Source organism: Pantoea sp. BAV 3049 (genome assembly GCF_009765445.1).
Classification (GTDB): Bacteria; Pseudomonadota; Gammaproteobacteria; order Enterobacterales; family Enterobacteriaceae; genus Erwinia.
Map to the genome: position 1 here is coordinate 1,940,174 of NZ_WHOY01000031.1, position 18,242 is coordinate 1,958,415.

The window sequence follows — 18,242 nt, forward strand, 5'->3', positions numbered from 1 at the left end:
AGTTATGCAAAGTGGCTACTTTTCACTGTCGGTCGACATGACTAACGCACTCAGCTCGTCACTTTTTTTACGACCATCGCGGAACAGCACCACAAAGACCACGGTGATAATCGCAATCATCACGCTGCCAAACAGCCACATCCCGCTCCAGTTAAAGGTTAAGCCATTTACAGGCTGCGGATACTGGAACATCTCCTGCATCAGGTAACCCCCGAGGCGATAACCCAACAGGCTCCCCACGCCCTGGCAGGCCAGGGTAATCAACCCCTGAGCCGCATTGCGCATCTCAACAGGGGCTTTTTTATCCACGTAGATATAGGCGGTAACAAAATAGAAGTCGTAGCTGACGCCGTGCAGCAGAATGCCCATAAACAGCAAGCCGTAGGTCAGGACGTTCTGATCGCTGCCGAACACAAAGAACACATAGCGCAGCGCGGCAGTGACCAGCCCCAGCAGCAGGACCTTGCCAATCCCAAAACGCTTGATAAAGAACGGCAACGCCAGCAGGAAGAAGATCTCAGACAGCTGACCCAGCGTCATCCAGCCGGTAGCGTGCTGCAACCCCACTTCGCTGAGAAAGCCTTCGGCAAAGATGTAGTAGAAGGCCAGCGGCATGCTGAACATAAATGAGCAGACAAAGAAGACCAGGAAGCTGCGATCCTTCAGCAGATGCAATGCATCCAGTCCCAGCGCCACCCGCAGGCTGAATTTCCCCCGGCTTTTCGGTTCTGTCGCTGGCAGCGTCAGAGCAAAGACCCCGAGAACAGCAGAGCTGGCAGCAGCGATCAGCAGAGGAATATTGCTGGCCGAGATATCCCCAAAGCCCAGCATTGGCGGCAGGAAACCACAGACAATACCGGAGGCAATCCAGCCCAGCGTGCCGAGAACGCGAATGCGCGGGTAGTCGCGCTCCACATCACCAACATGCGAAAAGGCAATGCTGTTGGTCAGTGCGATGGTCGGCATGTAGGTCAGAGAGTAGAGCAGCAGCAGGATAAAGAACGGCCCGAAATGATCCTGCTGTGCGGCAAGGAACATCAGCACAGCACCAGCAAGCATCAGCACGGCAAGCACCTTTTGTGCCTGGAAGAAACGGTCGGCCAGTGACCCGACCAGAATGGGGGACATGATGGCCGCCAGCGAGGTGCAGGCATAGCACCAGGCGATCTCTACCGGGGTAAAGCCTTTGCTGTGCAGCAGGGCCCAGAGCGGCACGAACCATGCTCCCCAGATAAACCATTCGATGAACATCATTAAAGACAAAGAGGCTATTTTATTTTTCATGTGGGTGATTCCCGGGTGTAGGTACCAGACCAATAGTACCTTTGAATAATACCTTTGCAATACCAATGGTCGATTCTTAGAGCTGAATCGCTTTTTCAGAGCAAGTCTGCCTTTCTGTCTGAGAAAATGGCTGATTAAGATCGCGAGAATGGCAGAAACCGAACGGATAACTTCGCTTAATTAACATCGGGCTGACTATCTGGCGGTCAAAGGGTATACTGACGCCCACTTTTTAAAACCGTCTCGCGTGCGAATTCAACATGCAAAAGTTTGATACCAAGACATTTCAGGGACTGATCCTGACCTTACAGGATTACTGGGCACGTCAGGGTTGTACCATCGTGCAGCCACTGGACATGGAAGTAGGTGCGGGAACGTCTCACCCGATGACCTGCCTGCGCGCACTCGGCCCTGAGCCAATCGCCGCGGCCTACGTGCAACCTTCACGCCGCCCTACTGACGGCCGCTACGGCGAGAACCCGAACCGCCTGCAGCACTACTATCAGTTCCAGGTGATCATCAAACCCTCACCGGACAATATTCAGGAACTCTACCTGGGCTCGCTGAAAGAGCTGGGTATGGATCCGACCATTCACGATATCCGTTTCGTGGAAGATAACTGGGAAAACCCAACGCTGGGCGCATGGGGCCTGGGCTGGGAAGTGTGGCTGAACGGCATGGAGGTCACGCAGTTCACCTATTTCCAGCAGGTTGGCGGCCTGGAGTGCAAACCCGTCACCGGCGAAATCACCTACGGTCTGGAGCGTCTGGCGATGTATATCCAGGGCGTGGACAGCGTTTACGATCTGGTGTGGAGTGACGGTCCTCTGGGGAAAACCACCTACGGCGACGTGTTCCATCAGAACGAAGTGGAGCAGTCCACTTACAACTTCGAATACGCGGATGTCGACTTCCTGTTCAGCTGCTTCGAGCAGTATGAGAAAGAGGCCCAGAGCCTGCTGGCGCTGGAGAAACCGCTGCCGCTGCCAGCCTACGAACGCATCCTTAAGGCGGGTCATACCTTTAACCTGCTGGACGCGCGTAAAGCGATCTCCGTAACCGAGCGTCAGCGCTATATCCTGCGCATTCGCACCCTGACTAAAGCCGTGGCTGAAGCCTACTATGCGTCTCGTGAAGCGCTGGGCTTCCCGATGTGCAATAACAAGAAATAAGAGGCAGCCATGACTGAGAAAACTTTTCTGGTGGAAATCGGCACCGAAGAGCTGCCACCAAAGGCACTGCGTAACCTTGCCGAATCTTTTGCCGCTAACTTTACCGCTGAGCTGGATGCCGCAGGCCTGAGCCACGGTGAAGTCAGCTGGTACGCGGCCCCCCGCCGCCTGGCGCTGAAGGTCGCAAACCTGAGCGCGGCGCAGCCGGACCGCGAAGTCGAAAAACGTGGCCCGGCCATTGCCGCTGCGTTTGATGCCAGCGGTGTGGCAACCAAAGCCGCAGAAGGCTGGGCCCGAGGCTGTGGTATCACCGTCGATCAGGCCGGGCGTCTGAGCACCGACAAAGGTGAATGGCTGCTGTATCGCGCCCATGTGAAAGGCGAAAGCGCCCAGTCGCTGCTGCCAGCCATGGTCAGTACTTCACTGGCGAAGCTGCCGATCCCTAAACTGATGCGCTGGGGCGATTCTGACGTGCAGTTTGTCCGCCCGGTGCATACCGTGACGCTGCTGCTGGGTGACGAGAGCATTCCGGCCACCATCCTCGGCATTGATTCAACCCGTACAATCCGCGGCCACCGCTTTATGGGCGAGCCGGAATTCACCATTGAAAGCGCCGATCAGTATCCTCAGATCCTGCTGGAACGCGGCAAAGTTCAGGCGGATTATGAAGTGCGTAAGGCGCAGATCAAGGCAGATGCTGAAGCCGCTGCCCGCAAAATGGGCGGTATTGCCGACCTCAGCGACAGCCTGCTGGAAGAAGTCACCTCCCTGGTCGAGTGGCCGGTGGTGCTGACGGCGAAGTTTGAAGAGAAATTCCTCGCGGTTCCGGCTGAAGCGCTGGTGTACACCATGAAGGGCGATCAGAAGTATTTCCCGGTCTATGACGCTGTGGGCAAGCTGCTGCCAAACTTTATCTTTGTGACCAATATCGAGTCGAAAGACCCGCAGCAGATTATCGCCGGTAATGAGAAAGTGGTGCGTCCACGTCTGGCCGATGCGGAGTTCTTCTTCAACACTGACCGTAAAAAGCGCCTGGAAGATAACCTTCCACGTCTGGAAACCGTGCTGTTCCAGAAAGAGTTGGGTACGCTGCGCGATAAAACTGACCGTATTCAGGCGCTGGCTGGCTGGATTGCCGGGCAGATTGGGGCAGACGTCAACCACGCGACCCGCGCTGGCCTGCTGTCCAAGTGTGACCTGATGACCAACATGGTGTTCGAGTTCACCGACACCCAGGGCGTGATGGGCATGCACTATGCGCGCCACGATGGCGAAGCAGAAGACGTGGCCGTGGCGCTGAACGAGCAGTATCAGCCGCGCTTTGCCGGTGACGAGCTGCCTTCCAACCCGGTGGCCTGTGCACTGGCGATTGCTGACAAAATGGATACCCTGGCGGGGATCTTCGGTATCGGCCAGCATCCGAAAGGCGATAAAGACCCGTTCGCACTGCGCCGCGCCGCGCTGGGCGTGCTGCGTATTATCGTTGAGAAGAATCTGCAGCTGGATTTGCAGACGCTGACCGGAGAGGCGGTGCGCCTGTATGGCAGCAAGCTGAACAACGCCAAAGTGGTCGATGAAGTGATCGACTTTATGCTCGGTCGTTTCCGCACCTGGTATCAGGAAGAAGGCCACAGCGTGGACACCATCCAGGCCGTGCTGGCCCGTCGCCCTACCCGTCCGGCGGATTTCAACGCGCGTATGAAGGCGGTTTCCCACTTCCGTACGCTGGAAGAGTCCGCCACGCTGGCCGCAGCCAACAAGCGCGTCTCCAACATTCTGGCGAAGTCCACCGAGCCGCTGAACGACAGCGTGCAGGCTTCATTGCTGAAAGAGAACGAAGAGATCCAACTGGCAACCTACGTGTCGGCGCTGACCAGCAAGCTGGCTCCTTACTTTGCAGAAGGCCGCTATCAGGATGCGCTGATTGAGCTGGCGCAGCTGCGGACCGCCGTGGATAACTTCTTCGAGAAAGTGATGGTAAACGCGGAAGAGCGTGAAGTGCGGATCAACCGCCTGACGCTGCTGTCGAAACTGCGTGAGCTGTTCCTGCAGGTGGCGGACATTTCTCTGCTGCAGTAAGCCGGGAAGATGATGCGGGGGATCTGTTTCCCCCGCGTTTCATTCCAAATCCGATTTTCAACCCTGACAAGGATAAAACAAGCCTTATCCCCCCCATAGCTATCTCTGGTTAAACTCTGAAAAAACGCTTAATCCTTAAAATATATATTTAACAATAGGTTAAAATTAACCTCTATCATTCCCGTCTGTGAAATTCGTGATCAGTCCCCACAAAACTGAATAAAAACGTTTCTAATAAAAACGTTTTTATGTGAGTCTGCTTAAAAGTTAAACACAGGTTACTACCTTGTTAATACCGGCCGGATAGCCAGGTGGTGAACGCAACAAGAAACATGAGTGGGAGCGAATGATGAGCAGTGAACAAGCGGTAACTCTGAATGACGAACAGCGCAGAACCGGAGCGCATATTTGTGCCGCCGCACTGAAACGCCACGGTGTGGAAGTGATTTTTGGGCAAAGTATTCCGGCTGCGTTATTTTTGGCAACCCCACACTACGGCATCCGTCAGGTGGGCTACCGTGCGGAAAATGCCGGAACTTATATGGCAGATGCCTATGCGCGTTTAACGCACAAAGTCGCTGTAGTCACCGCGCAGAACGGCCCAGCCGCAACCTTGCTGGTGGCGGGCCTGGCGGAATGTTTTAAAGCTTCGGTACCGGTGGTGGCGATTGTGCAGGATGTGCACCGCAAGATGACCGATAAGAACGCTTTCCAGGAACTGGATCACCTGGATCTGTTCAAAGGCGTTGCCAAATGGACCAGACGTGTCAGCGAGATCGGGCGCCTGAATGATTATATTGATATGGCCTTCACCGCCGCAGCCTCGGGACGCCCTGGCCCGGCGGTCATTATCGTGCCAATCGATCTGTTCAATGAAGTCGCAGAAGAGACACCCCGCCAGCACGGTAGCTCGCTGGGGCACTTTCCTCTCGACCGCGTTGTTGCGGATCCAGCCGCTATTGAAGAAGCTGCCCGCCTGCTGGCCGGTGCCGCCTCACCGCTGATTATTGCCGGGGGCGGCGTGCATATTTCCGATGCCGCACAGGACCTTGCGGATTTGCAGGAGACAGCCTGCCTGCCGGTAGCCACTACCGCGATGGGAAAAGGTTCGGTGAACGAACAACATGAACTTTCCCTCGGTGTGGTCGGCTATTTTATGGGAACCCGTGGACGCACACGTCATCTGCGCGACATGGTGACCGAAGCCGATGTGATTCTGCTGATTGGCAATCGTACCAACCAAAATGGCACCGATAGCTGGAACCTCTATCCGCAAAACGCCCGTTATATTCATATTGATATTGATGGCGCTGAAGTAGGCCGTAACTACGATGCACTGCGTCTGGTGGGCGATGCCAGACTCACGCTACAGGCACTGTCAGCTGCACTCAAACAGCAGGATTTGTCGCAGCGCAAGGCAAATCGCTCCTCGCTGGCGTCAAAAATTGCGGCGGCCCATGAAACCTGGCTTTCTGAGGTGAACAATACGCTCGATCTTACGGCCAGCCCAATCCGTCCTGAACGCCTGATGCGCGATCTGGACAGCGTTCTCACCCCAGAAACGGTAGTGGTCTCTGACGCCAGCTACTCCTCAATTTGGGTGGCCAACTTCCTGACCGCCCGTGCCGTTGGTGCCCGCTTCATTACCCCTCGCGGTCTGGCTGGGCTGGGCTGGGGCTTCCCTTATGCCATGGGTGCCAAACTGGCCCGTCCGGAAGCCCCCGTATTTGCACTGGTTGGCGATGGCGGCTTTGCCCATGTCTGGTCAGAACTGGAAACGGCACGGCGCATGGGGATTAACGTCGTTCTGGTAGTGCTGAATAATCAGATCCTCGGTTATGAAAAACATGCCGAAAAAGCACTGTTTGGCGACTATTCCGATGCCTGTGATTTCCAGCCTGTCGATCATGCTGCTATCGCCATAGCCTGTGGTTGTGAAGGAGTAAAAATCGATCGGCCTGACGATTTCCTTCCCGTACTGAAAAAAGCATTCAGTACCGCCAACACAACAGTCATTGATGTGACTACGGATCAGCGAGCCTGGCCGCCTGTAACGATGTTTGATGGCCAGAAAAATTTACAGTATTGAGAGGCGGAGAAGATCATGAAAAAGATTCTTAATTCCCCCGAGACTTATGCCGATCAGGCGCTGGAAGGCATGTGTCTTGCCCATCCTCATATTTATCGCCAGCAAGGTGAAGATGGGCGAGTTATTGTTCGTGCGCAGTCTGCAAACATGGCAAAGGTGGGACTGGTTTCAGGCGGGGGAAGTGGTCATCTGCCCACGTTCACGGGCTATGTGGGTGAAGGATTGCTGGATGCCTGCGCGGTCGGCAATGTCTTTGCAGGCCCGGCGGTGATGGACTGTATAGAGGCGATTCGCAGTGCGGACCAGGGGAAAGGTGTGCTGTTGCTGTTTGGTAACTACGGCGGCGACAAAATGAACTTTGCCATGGCCAGCGAAATGCTCTCCGCAGAGGGCATCCAAACCGCGACTGTACTGGCGACAGATGATGTGGGCAGCGCCTCACAGGTGGAAAAAGAGAAACGCCGGGGAGTTGCCGGGGTGATATATGCCTGGAAAGTGGCCGGAGCCAAAGCACAGCAACCGGACGCAACCCTGGAAGACGTGACGGCCATTGCCCGCCGTGCAGTGGACAACACTGTTACGATTGGTGCCGCACTCTCTCCCTGTACGGTGCCGGAAGCGGGTAAGCCCACCTTTACCCTGGAGGAAAACGAAATGGAAATCGGCATGGGTATCCACGGTGAGCCTGGGATCCGGCGTGGCCCGTTATTACCTGCCGATGAATTGGCAGAAGAGATGTTAACCACTCTGCTTAACGATCGTGGTCCGGATGCCGGTAAACGAGTTTCGCTGATGGTTAACTCGCTGGGGGCAACGCCGCTGGAGGAGTTATATATCCTCTACCGCTATCTGGCACCCAAGCTTGAGAACAAAGGCTTCACGATTGTGCTCCCCCGTATTGGCCGCTATGCCACCTCAATGGAGATGGCGGGCGTTTCACTGTCATTACTGACGCTGGATGACGAACTGGAGTCTCTGCTGCTGGCACCGGCGCAATGCCCTTACTGGAGTAACCTCTGATGACCTTCACGACACATGAGCTGGTGGCGATTTTTAGGCGCTGTACGGCAAAAATCCACGAGGTAGCGCCACAGCTGAATGAGCTGGATGGCCAGTTGGGCGACGGCGATCTGGGGGCCACCCTGGAAAAATGTGCCCGCCTGATTGAACAGGCGCTGGAAACCCAGCCGAAGGATATCGGTGCACTTTTCCAGTTGACTTCAATGGCCTGTGTCCGGGCATCTGGCTCCAGTTTCGGGACTTTGCTTGGCGTGGCACTGCTGACGGCAGCACAAAAATGTAGCGATAAAACCATGTTGCAGGACACCGAAATCAGTCCGCTCCTGCAGGATATTCTGTCGGCATTGATGGCTCGTGGCGGCGCCAGCCTTGGAGATAAAACGGTGCTGGATGCAATTAATGCCCTGCAGCAGGCGCTGGCGAATGAACCCAACAGCGACCGCTGGCGAGAAGTAGCCCCGCAGGCGATTGACCAGGCACTGAATGATTTCCGGCAAAAGCCAAATAAGATCGGTCGGGCACGCATGTTTTCCGAACGTTCGAAGGGGATGAACGATCCCGGCATGGTGGCCTTTTCCCATCTGGTTGCCGCAGCCGTCAGCCCCCTAATTTCCTCAGAGGAGACTTCGTAATGTCAGGAGCACTTGAAGGGCTGAAAGTCCTCGATCTGTCCCGCTTTATCGCTGGCCCGCTATGCGCTATGCAGCTGGCCGATATGGGTGCCGATGTGGTGAAAGTCGAACGTAAAGGTAAAGGGGAAGACACCCGGCAGAATAAACCTCAGCTTAACGGTGAAAGCCTCTATTTCCTCTCTTTTAACCGTAATAAGCGCAGTCTGGCACTGGATTTTCGTGACCCTGATGATCAGGTGCAACTGCGTGAGCTGATTGCCCATGCCGACGTGCTGATTGAAAACTTCCGTCCCGGCACCATGGAAAAAATGGGCTGTGGCTGGGAAACCTTAAAACAACTCAATCCCCGCCTGATTATGGTGCGGATCTCCGGGTTTGGTCAGGCGGGTCCGCTGGCTCAGCGCCCTTGCTTTGATGCCATTGCCCAGGCGATGAGCGGCCTGATGAGTATTTCCGGCCAGCCGGATGGGCCTCCCACTATGGCAGGTACTTTTATGGTGGATTACGCCTCTGCGCTGTACGCCACTATTGGCACGCTTGCCGCACTCAATGCCAGGCATCTCACCGGACGTGGTCAACTGGTTGAAGCATCGTTACTGGAGAGCGCGGTCAGTATGCTGATCTCCGCCATTCCGGAGCAGGCACAGCTGGGCAGCACCATGACGCGGATGGGTAATCTGGATCGCTACTCTGCCCCAGTTAACAGCTACCAGACAAGGGAAGGATGCTGGGTCTATTTATCCGCCGGTACCGACGCGCTGTTTTCAAGACTGGTGAAGGCGATTGAACGCACGGACCTGTTGGAAGATATCCGTTTCAACACCTATCACGCCCGGCTGGAAAATGGCCCGGCCATTGATGCAGAAATTGCCGCCTGGGCGAAAACACAGAGTGCTGCAGAGATGGTGACACTGATGGATGTCGCCGGTGTCCCCTGCTCCAAAGTAGCGAGCATTGATGAAGTGCTGGAAAACCCACAGCTGAAGGCCCGTCATCAGTTAGTGGACATAGAGCATGCCACCGCAGGTACCTACACCACGCATGGCGTGACTGTCAGCCTTTCAGAAACGCCGGGGGAGATTCGCCGTCCGCCACCGCTGTTGGGCGAACATACCGATGAAATTCTGGCGGAATGGTGCGGTAAACCGCATCAACCCTGATGACTACGAGGAAAAAATGATGTCGCGTATTAACCCTGAACTGCGGGAACCGACCTGGGAAAATGTGGTGGTTGATGAGCCGATTGGCCCGTTAACGGTGAAAGCTGATGAAGCCTGGCGCCGCCGCGCCTGCTTCGCGCTGGATGATTACAGCCCGGACTATTTTGGTGAAACGGCGGCCTTCGTTCCTGCTCCAATGGCGGGGCGTGACCTGGTCGCATTGTTCTGTAGCGTTTATGACCCCAGCCGTACCGTGGGGCTGCATCAGAAAGAAGAGATCTGGTTTGTAAACCCAATTCCGTTGGATACAGAACTGCATTACAGCGGCAAATATACCGATAAATATATGAAACGGGGGAAAGGTTATACCGTCTTTGATACCGAAGCACGTGATGCGATAAGCGGCAAATTGTATGTTCGCCAGATCAGCACAGAGATTATGCGCATTCCTGACAACATCCAGCTCGGCACTGGTGGAGCCAGCAAGACACCAGTAGAAGGCCATGTGCAGCCTCTCTGGCCTGAACACCTGACCCCAGTTGAGCGGGCGAGTGAACACTTAGCGCCAGGAACACCGGTAAAACCGCTGATTAAATGTCCACAGCAGGCACAAATGACGGTTTTCTCTGGTGGCAATACCCAGTGGTACAACATTCATACCGACCGCGAAGTGGCGCTTAAGGCCGGATTTCGCGACACGCTGGCACAGGGCATGATGGAAACCTGCTGGATTGCGGAGATGCTGGCACGATTTATTGGCGAAAGCTGGCATACCTCAGGATGGATAAAAATGGCCTACGTCAAACCGGTGTTCCGTGGCGACACCATTATCTGTAAGGCCGTAGTACAGGAAGTGGAAGATGAGTTAATAAAATTTCATGTCTGGGCAGAAAATCAGCATGGTGAAATAACCGCAGCGGGATGGGCAAGTGCTAATAAAAATTAATTAGCAGCGCTTATCTGGTCCAATAAATGGAAGCATGACATTTTTACCTTTGACTACGAATTATAAAAGCGTGGGGACAACCTGCGCATAAAAAAAATGACCCTACTCAATCACTCCTTTGAAGGAGAACGCTATGAATAGCAATACAGTCAACCCAGCTGGAAATAATGAAGATGAACAAATAGATAAGAAAGAACTGTCACGAGTTGCTCTCGCCAGTTTAATTGGGACGTTCATCGAATTTTATGATTACTTTATATATGGTGCCGCTGCAGCACTGATTTTCCCTCATCTTTTCTTCAGCGATATGCCCCCCACCGTCGCGACTATCGTCTCCTTCGCCACGCTGGGAGTGGCGTTCGTCACTCGCCCCATTGGGGCCGTCATTTTCGGCCATTTTGGTGACACAATCGGCAGGAAGGCGATGCTGCTGGCCTCAATAACGATTATGGGCGGAGCAACAGTGGTGATCGGCCTGTTGCCAGGCTATGAGACAATTGGGATTGCCGCACCGATTTTGCTGGTCATTATCCGCCTGATTCAGGGCCTGGCCGTTGGTGGAGAATGGGGGGGAGCAACCACTATGATGATTGAATATGCCCCCGCACACCGCCGTGGTTTTTATGGCACCTTTGTTCAGTTAGGGAATGTGTTGGGCGTACTGATTTCGACGATGGCTTTTGCCCTGGCTTCCTCTTTACCCTCCGAGATGTTTTTAAGCTGGGGCTGGCGTGTTCCTTTCCTGGCCAGTATATTCCTGATGCTGATTGGGATATTTATTCGCCTGAAAATTAAAGAACCCCCGATGTTTCGTAAGATGGCGAAAGATCGCGAGAAAAATAAACTCCCGATCGTGCAGGTATTTAAAAAATTCCCTAAACAAATATTCTTATCAGCAGGCCTGCGTGTCAGTGAGAGCGTGGTCGGTTATCTGGTTATCAGCTATGTATTACAATATTGCACCTCGCGCTTTGGCATGCACAGTAATACCGTCCTGATTGGGGTGATGCTGGCAGCCTGCTCCGGGCTGATTGCTTTTCCCCTCTGGGGCCTGCTCGCTGACAAAATAGGGCGCCGCTCGGTTTTCCTGATCGGTTCCATTGGTTCCTGCCTGCTGGCGTATCCCTTCTACTGGCTGATCGACTCCGGGCAGTTGTGGGGGATTTACCTTGGTCTGATCCTGGCTTACAGCTTTGTGATTGGCTCGATGTACAGCATTGAACCCTGCTACCTGTCGGAACTTTTCTCTACGGAAGTCCGCTACACTGGCGTATCCGTAGGCTCACAGCTGGCGGGTATCTTTGGTGGCTTTACCCCAGCCGTTGCCACTGCGTTAGTGGCCTGGGCTGACGGACAATTCTGGCCGATCGCCATCATGATAATCGTATCCGGTCTGATTACAGCACTTTGTGCGCTGGGCGCGGGTGAAACTTTAGGTCGCGACCTGAATAGCAGCATGATCCCGTCAGACAAACCCAGTAGTCGCAGTAAATCAATGCTTTTGAAAACAAGATAAGTGACTTTGCCTGATAAAAATGGAGTTTCGGCACCGGCGGCGATTGCCCCGGTGTCCTCTTTTCAGGGTTAGATGCGGATAAAAACGTTTTTTTTATCTGGACGTGTAATAATCGTGCGGATTAAATTGATTAATACCGTTTATGTCAGCAAGGTTCGTTCCAATGGCAAAAAAATCAGCGCAGAACAGAAACGCTTTGTCCGGGACAAAGGTGTCCATTTTTGATGTCGCCCGTGAAGCCGGAGTGGCACTGTCAACGGTATCCAATGCCCTGAGCGGCAAAGATAATGTGCGCGAGTCGACGCGCTTACGAGTGCAGGCTGCCGCAGATCGGCTTGGTTACCGGGTGTCGGTGGTAGCCCGTTCCCTACGCATGCAGCGAACCTTTACCCTCGGCGTGCTGCTGGCTGATGTCGCTAACCCCTCTTCCCCTGACTTTCTGCGCGGTATTGAAGATATCGCCGACCAGGAACAGTGCAGCCTGCTGGTCTGTAATACGGATGGCCAGCTTGATAAACAGCTGGCTCAGATGCGCGTATTGCTTGATCGTCAGGTGGATGGCCTGGTCATGCTTTCGCAACATTGTCAGCAGGAGGAAGTCCGCGAATTACTGGCAGGGGACACGCCTTATGTGCTGCTGCAACGGCGTTCGACTGAGCATGAGGATACTTATGTGGGGGCCAATAATGAAGAAGGTATTGATGCCGCAGTCAGGCATCTGGTCGCCTTTGGCCATCAGCGGATTGGGCTGATCCGCGGGCCGGCAGACTCCTCAACGGCAGATGAGCGCTATCAGGCCTACCTGCACGCACTTCAGCGCTACCAGCTGGCACCAGCCCCGGACTATGTGGTGCAGGGTGATTACCACGTGAGGGGCGGATATCAGGCGGCTAAGCGTTTTTTTGCCATGTCTCCCCGCCCCAGTGCCATCCTGGCAGCTAATGATATGAGTGCCATCGGCGTCATGAATGCAGCTCATGAAGCGGGACTGAAAATCCCGGATGATTTCTCTCTTATCGGCCTTGATGACATTGAAATGGCTTCGTTCTCACCGATTAATCTCACCACCATTGCGCTGCAACGCCGCGAGATGGGCGCAGCGGCCACCACGATGCTGATGAAAATGATCCGGCAAAAAAGCAAGCCCAGCCCGAAAAAGAAAATATTCCCGATGAAGCTCATTGTCCGTGGCTCCACCGGGCCGGTTAAAACACCGTAAGGCGAGTGTGAAACTGCTTAAGCTTTTTTCGCCTGAAATAGCTGTCCATGAGGATCAATCACGTTGCGGATCAGGTGAATTTCCTCAGCGGATGGTGCTGGCGTTTCCTGCCATTGCGGCAGAATTTCCGGTTCAAATCCCATTAAGCTGAGCACCTCATCCAGCGTCACGCCCGGATGGACTGAGCGTAAGCGCATTCTTTTCGACTGTGGATGGAAATCGAAAATCGCCTTGTCAGTTACGCACAAGCTGGGGCCGGGACCAGGCAACCCCAGATCTGCACGGCTCTCTCCCCCCTCCAGATAGCCCACGCTGGTAATAAAATCGACTTTTTTCACAAACCCTCTGCGCGATAAATCAGTGACGATAATGGGTCGTTTAATAAATGCCAGGTGTTCCGTCTGTGCCAGGCAGCCAACCAGCCGGGTTGCTGGTGGCTGACTGCCGCCAATCTCGGTGATATTCAGATTGCCATACTGATCGACCTGCGGAGCCGACTCAAAAGAGACATCGAAACGGCCTCTGGTCACCATATCGATCTTATACCCTACATCAGCTGGCGAAGCGGCTGCAGGCCAGTGCGTATACGCATCCTGTAATAGCGCATCCGGAATAGCATCCAGTGCTGGCGTCAGCAAATTTCCCCAATAGATGGAAAATCCGGGTGCGTGCTTAAGCTGTGCCAACCGTGCGGCAGCAATTGGGATACCGACAGCCAGAGTAAATGCACGGGCTGCAGTACCAAGACCAACAAAACCCAGCTCATCATCCCGTAGTTCACGGGCAATGCTGCTGATCATCAATTCTTCCGTAGTGTAGTCAGGTGTACGCATGGTTTTAACTCTCCCTCTTAACATCTAAGGCAGCCAGCGACCCCACCTTTGCCAGGTAGCCCGCACGGTCAGGAATATTAAGGATGTAATCACGCAGATAACGCTCGCTGCCCCCCGGCTCTGCTGATGCACTCAACCAGGACTGTAATTCAGTCTCATCTTCGTTATAAAACCCATCAGTCGCGGTAGGGTGCGCGCCATAAGGCACTTCAATCACGGCTTCAACCAGTGTGTGAGGGATGTATGTCAGCGCAGGGCGTCGGCAAATTTGCGCATGAGGCACAATCTTTTCAACAGTGACAATCAGACGCCGGGAGGCGGAAGCCATCATCTGATCAATATCATCACTGTCGCGCACAACAGGCCACTGTACGTTGCCATACTCATCAGCAACATAACCGTGCAAAAGGGTGAAATCCGTCTCAGCAGCCTTCAACGCCAGATAGCGTTCGCCACTGAACGGACAGGTAATGGGTTGTATCTCATCGGGACTTTTGCCCTGCATGCCGGTACCCAGTAGCGCTTTGGAAGGCAGAAAACTTAATCCCATTCCTGCCGCCCGAAATCGGGCAACGAAAGCTGATTCCGAATAGTCATGGGTTTCAATTTTCCCCTGCTGCACCTCACGGCGAAAGTTCGGTGCCAGACCGTGGCGGAAAAAACCGGCATATATTCCTTCCCAGCGGCGGATCGCTCCTGCTGCTGCCAGCATATCGGTCGCCAGCGTGGTGGCCCAGGTAAGTAAGGTCAGGTCGGTAATCCCCTGGCGGATCATTTCATGCACAATCGCCATTGGCTGTCGACGCAGCAGCGAACCGCCCAGCGCTACGGTGGAACCGGAAGGAATGCGCGATATCGCGTCCGGAAGCGCGATCAGTTTTGATTTCATGGGAATCCTCAGGTTAGTTGCAGGGAGTGACGCCGGGGAAGAAGTACCCCATGCGGATCAACGCAGCGGCGCAGGATAGCCAGCTCCTCTTTTTCAGGTAGCGGCGTGACGGGAACATCGTTTACGTCCACTGAAAAACCGGTGGCCTGAATGATCTCTTCGGGATCGATACCAGGGTGGATACTGGCCAGCCGTACCCGACCTGAAGGCCGGGAAAAATCGAAAATACATTTTGGGGTAACGATCCAGGCCGGGCCGCCATGCTCAAGTCCCAGAGCCTGTCGTCCAGCCAGCCCATCCGGATAGCCAACACCGGAAACATAATCAACCTGCTCAACAAAACTGCGCGGCTGATGATGCGGCATCATCAGATATTCACGGCCAAAACAGGTCAAATGTTCAGGAAGCAGAATAGAACCAACCAGGCGGACATCAGGGTGCTGATAATCACCGATGCAGGTGCTGTTGATATTGCCCTGTTGATCCACCTGAACGCCTGAGCCAAAGCCGAAATCCACATCTCCACGTCGCACAGCATAATGTCCAGGATAGGTCTGCATCTGCGCTTCGCAGGGTAAATCCTGCAGCGCTCTGTCAAATTCCGCCGTTGGTAACGCCTTCATCGCTGACAAATCAGGATTGATACACCAGCCTGCCAGAAGAATGGTGAGATCCGGCGCGTGAGTATGCTGAGCAAAAGCCATGGCTGCCAGCGGAATGCCGGTGATATACAGCGCAGCCGCACCACCGGTTGCCAGACCGGTAAATCCGACTTCACCATTACGAAAGGTTTTTGCCAACGCGACAGTAATAATCTCTTCAGGGCTGACATTCATGCAGGTATCTCCGTATTTCGCAGCGCCAGCAAACGCGCCACGCCAATGCGATCCAGCCAGCGGGAATGGTTGCTCTGTGCCGGGAAGCTCTCTGCCAGCCAGTCAGCAAAACCTTCAACGGTGCTGGAAGCCGTGACATATTCGGCAAGCGCATCCTCATCCGCGTCATAAATGCCCGGCACAGCGGTGGGATATGCTCCGAACGGTGCTTCAACAATATGGCTGGTGCGAAAAGCAGGGATTTCGACAAGATGAGGCTGCTTTTTCAGTTCCTGAGAGGTGACAATCTTTTCCACCGTAACAATCACCGTATCGCAGGCGCGTGTCAGGGTGATGTCCACGCTCTGTGGCAACATTTTCCTCGCATGAATCGCGACGTTGCCATATTCGTCACCAATCGGCGCATGAACCACTACCACATCCGGAGCGGCCGGAGGAACGGCCCACATCTGCCGCCCCGTCACCGGACAGGTAAAAGGTTTAATATCCTGGTTATATTTCACGATGCCACTGCCACCCAAAAATGTGCAGGGCCAGAACGGGAGCCCTTCCTGTGAGGCACGAAATCTGTCCCAGGCCAGCAGTTCGGGGTAATCCACCACTTCCAGTTCTCCCGCCTCCACTGCGCGGCGAAAGTTACGGGCCAGGCCATACTTTTCCAGTCCGACATAAGATGTTTCGATCCGTGAAACCGCGCCAGCACCGATCAATAGATCGGCCTCAATCGCGTTAACGATGCCCACCAACGTCAGATTGTTCTTTTTCTGGCGAACCAGTTCATAAGTAAACGCCATCGGGCGTTGATAGATGGCGAATCCTCCAAGCGCAAGTCGCTGTCTTTCCTGAATCGTCTGCGCCGCCTCAGCCAGAGACGTCAGTTTTGCTCTGCGTTTCACGTTTTTTTCCCTTGTTGCGATGGCTTTGAGGTGCAATGTGAGATCGTTCTCACATTGAAACCAAAAAAATCATCCATTTCAGGATGAGGTTTCGCGCTAACGTGGCAGACATGATGGAATCCTCATTTAGCGCTGTTGATAAATTATCCTTTCTGAATAAAGATGAATGTGAGAACGATCTCAGATTAGGTCAGGAGCAAAAAACATCATGAGCAGGCAAAACGACAATCCGCCCAGCAGACGCCCGACCATCAATGATATTGCGGAAAAGTGTGGACTATCGCGGGCTACCGTGGCGCGAGCGCTCTCCGGCAAAGGCTATGTGAAACCGCAGCGCAAGGCACTCATCCATGAGACCGCTGCCGGAATGGGCTACCGGATTTCTACCATTGCCCGGGCTTTACGCACGCAAAAAACCGCCACCGTCGGCGTGCTGATTGCTGATATCACCAATCCTATTTTTCCGGAAATAGTCAAAGGAATTGATGAGGTGCTTACGGCAGCAGGCAATACGCTGTTCCTGTGCAATACCGATGAGAACCAACAAAAGCAGCAGAATATTGTGCGCTCGTTGCTGGAACGGCAGGTGGATGGCCTGATTCTGGTATCGCAGTCAATCAGTGAGGAGACGCTGGCACTGCTGCAGGATGGTCCACCGTGCGTGTTCGTTAATCGTCAGCCGGAGCAACTACCGGGAGATTATATTGGTCCGGATAACGACCAGGGCGTGCGACAACTGCTTGAGCATCTCTATGGGCTGGGTCATCGCCGGATTGCCTATATGGGCGGGCCTCAGACCTCATCCACCGCCCGCGAACGTCAGCGCTGTTTCCAACGGGAAATGCAGCGGCTGGGCTGCAAGATCCCCCCAACATTTATTATCGAAGGTTCTTATCACAGCGACAGCGGGCGAAGCGGCGCTGCGGCGCTGCTGGCCTGCGATTTGCCGCCTACCGCGATTCTGGCTGCCAATGATTTTGTGGCACTTGATACCATCGCCTTCCTGCATCAGCGTGGTATGCGGGTTCCGGAAGATATTTCGGTGACAGGCTTTGACGACACGTTCAAGCCCGCCTTCGATGGACTTAACGCTCTGAGAAATCAGGGACTGACCAGCATCGACCAACCCAAAAGAGAGCTGGGCAGGTTGGCGGGCGAAGCATTGCTTAAACGCATAGCCAACCCACTGTTACCTGTTTCTGAGAAAATTTTACCGACCACACTGAAAGTCAGGGAGACTACCGGTCCGGCAAAAAAGTGAGGGATTCAGCGGAATAAAACATAAAACCCGCCATCTGGCGGGTTTCTCATACTACCCCAGCAACTCACGGCTGAGACAAGGATTCGACTGAATCAACTGCATCAATTTTTGAGCACTGCGCGAAGGTTTGCTGCGCTTAGCTTCCCAACTCTTAACCGAAGAAACACTGACGCCCATCGCCAGGGCAAACTCATCAATCTCCATGCCGGTAATCTCGCGTATGCGTTTTGGTTCGGGTATCGACACTTCACCCTTTAAAGCGGGAGCGGCCTGGATAACTTCACGTGTTAACACAATATGCTCAAGACTGGACAACAACTCGACCATTGGATCTTTATATTCCATAGAGCACTCCTCATAAAATCACTAATGTGAACGACCAGAGGGGAAGAGCCTGAATCTCAGGCTCA

The 18,242-nt window shown here is 54.1% G+C and carries 16 protein-coding genes; 10 read left to right on the forward strand and 6 right to left on the reverse strand.

Translation table 11 applies throughout. The annotated features are described in order from the left end of the window. Positions 1-15: 15 nt before the first annotated feature. Entirely contained in the window at positions 16-1,284 is a 1,269-nt protein-coding gene (locus tag GSQ70_RS09895; protein ID WP_158782366.1) for a nucleoside permease, read from the reverse strand. Between the two features lie 260 nt (positions 1,285-1,544). Between GSQ70_RS09895 and glyQ the strand changes: the two genes are divergently transcribed. From glyQ to GSQ70_RS09940, 9 genes are all read left to right on the forward strand, one after another. Then, on the forward strand, positions 1,545-2,456 hold the full coding sequence (gene glyQ, locus GSQ70_RS09900; RefSeq protein ID WP_158782367.1) for a glycine--tRNA ligase subunit alpha: 912 nt from the start codon (positions 1,545-1,547) through the stop codon (positions 2,454-2,456). Positions 2,457-2,465: 9 nt separating this feature from the next. Next, positions 2,466-4,535 (forward strand): glycine--tRNA ligase subunit beta, encoded by a 2,070-nt coding sequence (gene glyS, locus GSQ70_RS09905; protein WP_158782368.1) that lies wholly within the window; start codon positions 2,466-2,468, stop codon positions 4,533-4,535. 349 nt (positions 4,536-4,884) lie between these two features. Then, positions 4,885-6,624, forward strand: coding sequence for an acetolactate synthase catalytic subunit (locus GSQ70_RS09910; RefSeq protein WP_199257248.1), 1,740 nt, complete (start codon positions 4,885-4,887; stop codon positions 6,622-6,624). A 15-nt stretch (positions 6,625-6,639) separates the two neighbouring features. Further along, on the forward strand, positions 6,640-7,644 hold the full coding sequence (locus GSQ70_RS09915; RefSeq protein WP_158782370.1) for a dihydroxyacetone kinase subunit DhaK: 1,005 nt from the start codon (positions 6,640-6,642) through the stop codon (positions 7,642-7,644). Further along, the gene (locus GSQ70_RS09920; protein ID WP_158782371.1) at positions 7,644-8,276 is read left to right on the forward strand and encodes a dihydroxyacetone kinase subunit L; all 633 of its coding nucleotides are present in this window, start codon (positions 7,644-7,646) and stop codon (positions 8,274-8,276) included. Before GSQ70_RS09915 ends, GSQ70_RS09920 begins: the two co-directional genes overlap by 1 nt. Then, on the forward strand, positions 8,276-9,436 hold the full coding sequence (locus GSQ70_RS09925; protein WP_158782372.1) for a CaiB/BaiF CoA-transferase family protein: 1,161 nt from the start codon (positions 8,276-8,278) through the stop codon (positions 9,434-9,436). Before GSQ70_RS09920 ends, GSQ70_RS09925 begins: the two co-directional genes overlap by 1 nt. A 19-nt stretch (positions 9,437-9,455) precedes the next feature. Then, positions 9,456-10,382 (forward strand): MaoC family dehydratase, encoded by a 927-nt coding sequence (locus GSQ70_RS09930; protein WP_199257249.1) that lies wholly within the window; start codon positions 9,456-9,458, stop codon positions 10,380-10,382. Positions 10,383-10,515: 133 nt separating this feature from the next. Further along, on the forward strand, positions 10,516-11,898 hold the full coding sequence (locus tag GSQ70_RS09935; RefSeq protein WP_158782374.1) for an MFS transporter: 1,383 nt from the start codon (positions 10,516-10,518) through the stop codon (positions 11,896-11,898). Positions 11,899-12,109: 211 nt separating this feature from the next. After that, positions 12,110-13,117 carry a LacI family DNA-binding transcriptional regulator gene (locus GSQ70_RS09940; protein ID WP_158782375.1) on the forward strand — a complete coding sequence of 336 codons (1,008 nt, stop codon included), beginning with the start codon at positions 12,110-12,112 and terminating at the stop codon, positions 13,115-13,117. Positions 13,118-13,134: 17 nt separating this feature from the next. Here the strand turns inward: GSQ70_RS09940 and GSQ70_RS09945 are convergent, their stop codons facing one another. The 4 genes from GSQ70_RS09945 to GSQ70_RS09960 are packed head-to-tail and all read right to left on the reverse strand — an operon-like array spanning position 13,135 to position 16,571. Next, positions 13,135-13,950, reverse strand: a complete 816-nt coding sequence (locus GSQ70_RS09945; RefSeq protein WP_158782376.1) for a CoA-transferase subunit beta — start codon at positions 13,948-13,950, stop codon at positions 13,135-13,137. A 4-nt stretch (positions 13,951-13,954) separates the two neighbouring features. Next, positions 13,955-14,839 carry a CoA transferase subunit A gene (locus GSQ70_RS09950; protein ID WP_158782377.1) on the reverse strand — a complete coding sequence of 295 codons (885 nt, stop codon included), beginning with the start codon at positions 14,837-14,839 and terminating at the stop codon, positions 13,955-13,957. 8 nt (positions 14,840-14,847) lie between these two features. Then, positions 14,848-15,675 (reverse strand): CoA-transferase subunit beta, encoded by an 828-nt coding sequence (locus GSQ70_RS09955; RefSeq protein WP_158782378.1) that lies wholly within the window; start codon positions 15,673-15,675, stop codon positions 14,848-14,850. After that, complete coding sequence (locus tag GSQ70_RS09960) at positions 15,672-16,571, reverse strand: CoA transferase subunit A (protein WP_158782379.1); 900 nt, start codon at positions 16,569-16,571, stop codon at positions 15,672-15,674. Before GSQ70_RS09960 ends, GSQ70_RS09955 begins: the two co-directional genes overlap by 4 nt. A 208-nt stretch (positions 16,572-16,779) precedes the next feature. Between GSQ70_RS09960 and GSQ70_RS09965 the strand changes: the two genes are divergently transcribed. Beyond that, positions 16,780-17,832, forward strand: coding sequence for a LacI family DNA-binding transcriptional regulator (locus GSQ70_RS09965; RefSeq protein ID WP_158782380.1), 1,053 nt, complete (start codon positions 16,780-16,782; stop codon positions 17,830-17,832). Positions 17,833-17,883: 51 nt separating this feature from the next. Here the strand turns inward: GSQ70_RS09965 and GSQ70_RS09970 are convergent, their stop codons facing one another. Then, entirely contained in the window at positions 17,884-18,177 is a 294-nt protein-coding gene (locus tag GSQ70_RS09970; protein WP_158782381.1) for an HTH-type transcriptional regulator, read from the reverse strand. Positions 18,178-18,242 lie beyond the last annotated feature (65 nt).

Bases quoted from the DNA above. Each gene is read 5' to 3' on its own strand.
- GSQ70_RS09895 (WP_158782366.1), bottom strand. From the start codon at position 1,284: ATGAAAAATAAAATAGCCTCTTTGTCTTTAATGATGTTCATCGAATGG.
- glyQ (WP_158782367.1), top strand. From the start codon at position 1,545: ATGCAAAAGTTTGATACCAAGACATTTCAGGGACTGATCCTGACCTTA.
- glyS (WP_158782368.1), top strand. From the start codon at position 2,466: ATGACTGAGAAAACTTTTCTGGTGGAAATCGGCACCGAAGAGCTGCCA.
- GSQ70_RS09910 (WP_199257248.1), top strand. From the start codon at position 4,885: ATGAGCAGTGAACAAGCGGTAACTCTGAATGACGAACAGCGCAGAACC.
- GSQ70_RS09915 (WP_158782370.1), top strand. From the start codon at position 6,640: ATGAAAAAGATTCTTAATTCCCCCGAGACTTATGCCGATCAGGCGCTG.
- GSQ70_RS09920 (WP_158782371.1), top strand. From the start codon at position 7,644: ATGACCTTCACGACACATGAGCTGGTGGCGATTTTTAGGCGCTGTACG.
- GSQ70_RS09925 (WP_158782372.1), top strand. From the start codon at position 8,276: ATGTCAGGAGCACTTGAAGGGCTGAAAGTCCTCGATCTGTCCCGCTTT.
- GSQ70_RS09930 (WP_199257249.1), top strand. From the start codon at position 9,456: ATGTCGCGTATTAACCCTGAACTGCGGGAACCGACCTGGGAAAATGTG.
- GSQ70_RS09935 (WP_158782374.1), top strand. From the start codon at position 10,516: ATGAATAGCAATACAGTCAACCCAGCTGGAAATAATGAAGATGAACAA.
- GSQ70_RS09945 (WP_158782376.1), bottom strand. From the start codon at position 13,950: ATGCGTACACCTGACTACACTACGGAAGAATTGATGATCAGCAGCATT.
- GSQ70_RS09950 (WP_158782377.1), bottom strand. From the start codon at position 14,839: ATGAAATCAAAACTGATCGCGCTTCCGGACGCGATATCGCGCATTCCT.
- GSQ70_RS09955 (WP_158782378.1), bottom strand. From the start codon at position 15,675: ATGAATGTCAGCCCTGAAGAGATTATTACTGTCGCGTTGGCAAAAACC.
- GSQ70_RS09965 (WP_158782380.1), top strand. From the start codon at position 16,780: ATGAGCAGGCAAAACGACAATCCGCCCAGCAGACGCCCGACCATCAAT.
- GSQ70_RS09970 (WP_158782381.1), bottom strand. From the start codon at position 18,177: ATGGAATATAAAGATCCAATGGTCGAGTTGTTGTCCAGTCTTGAGCAT.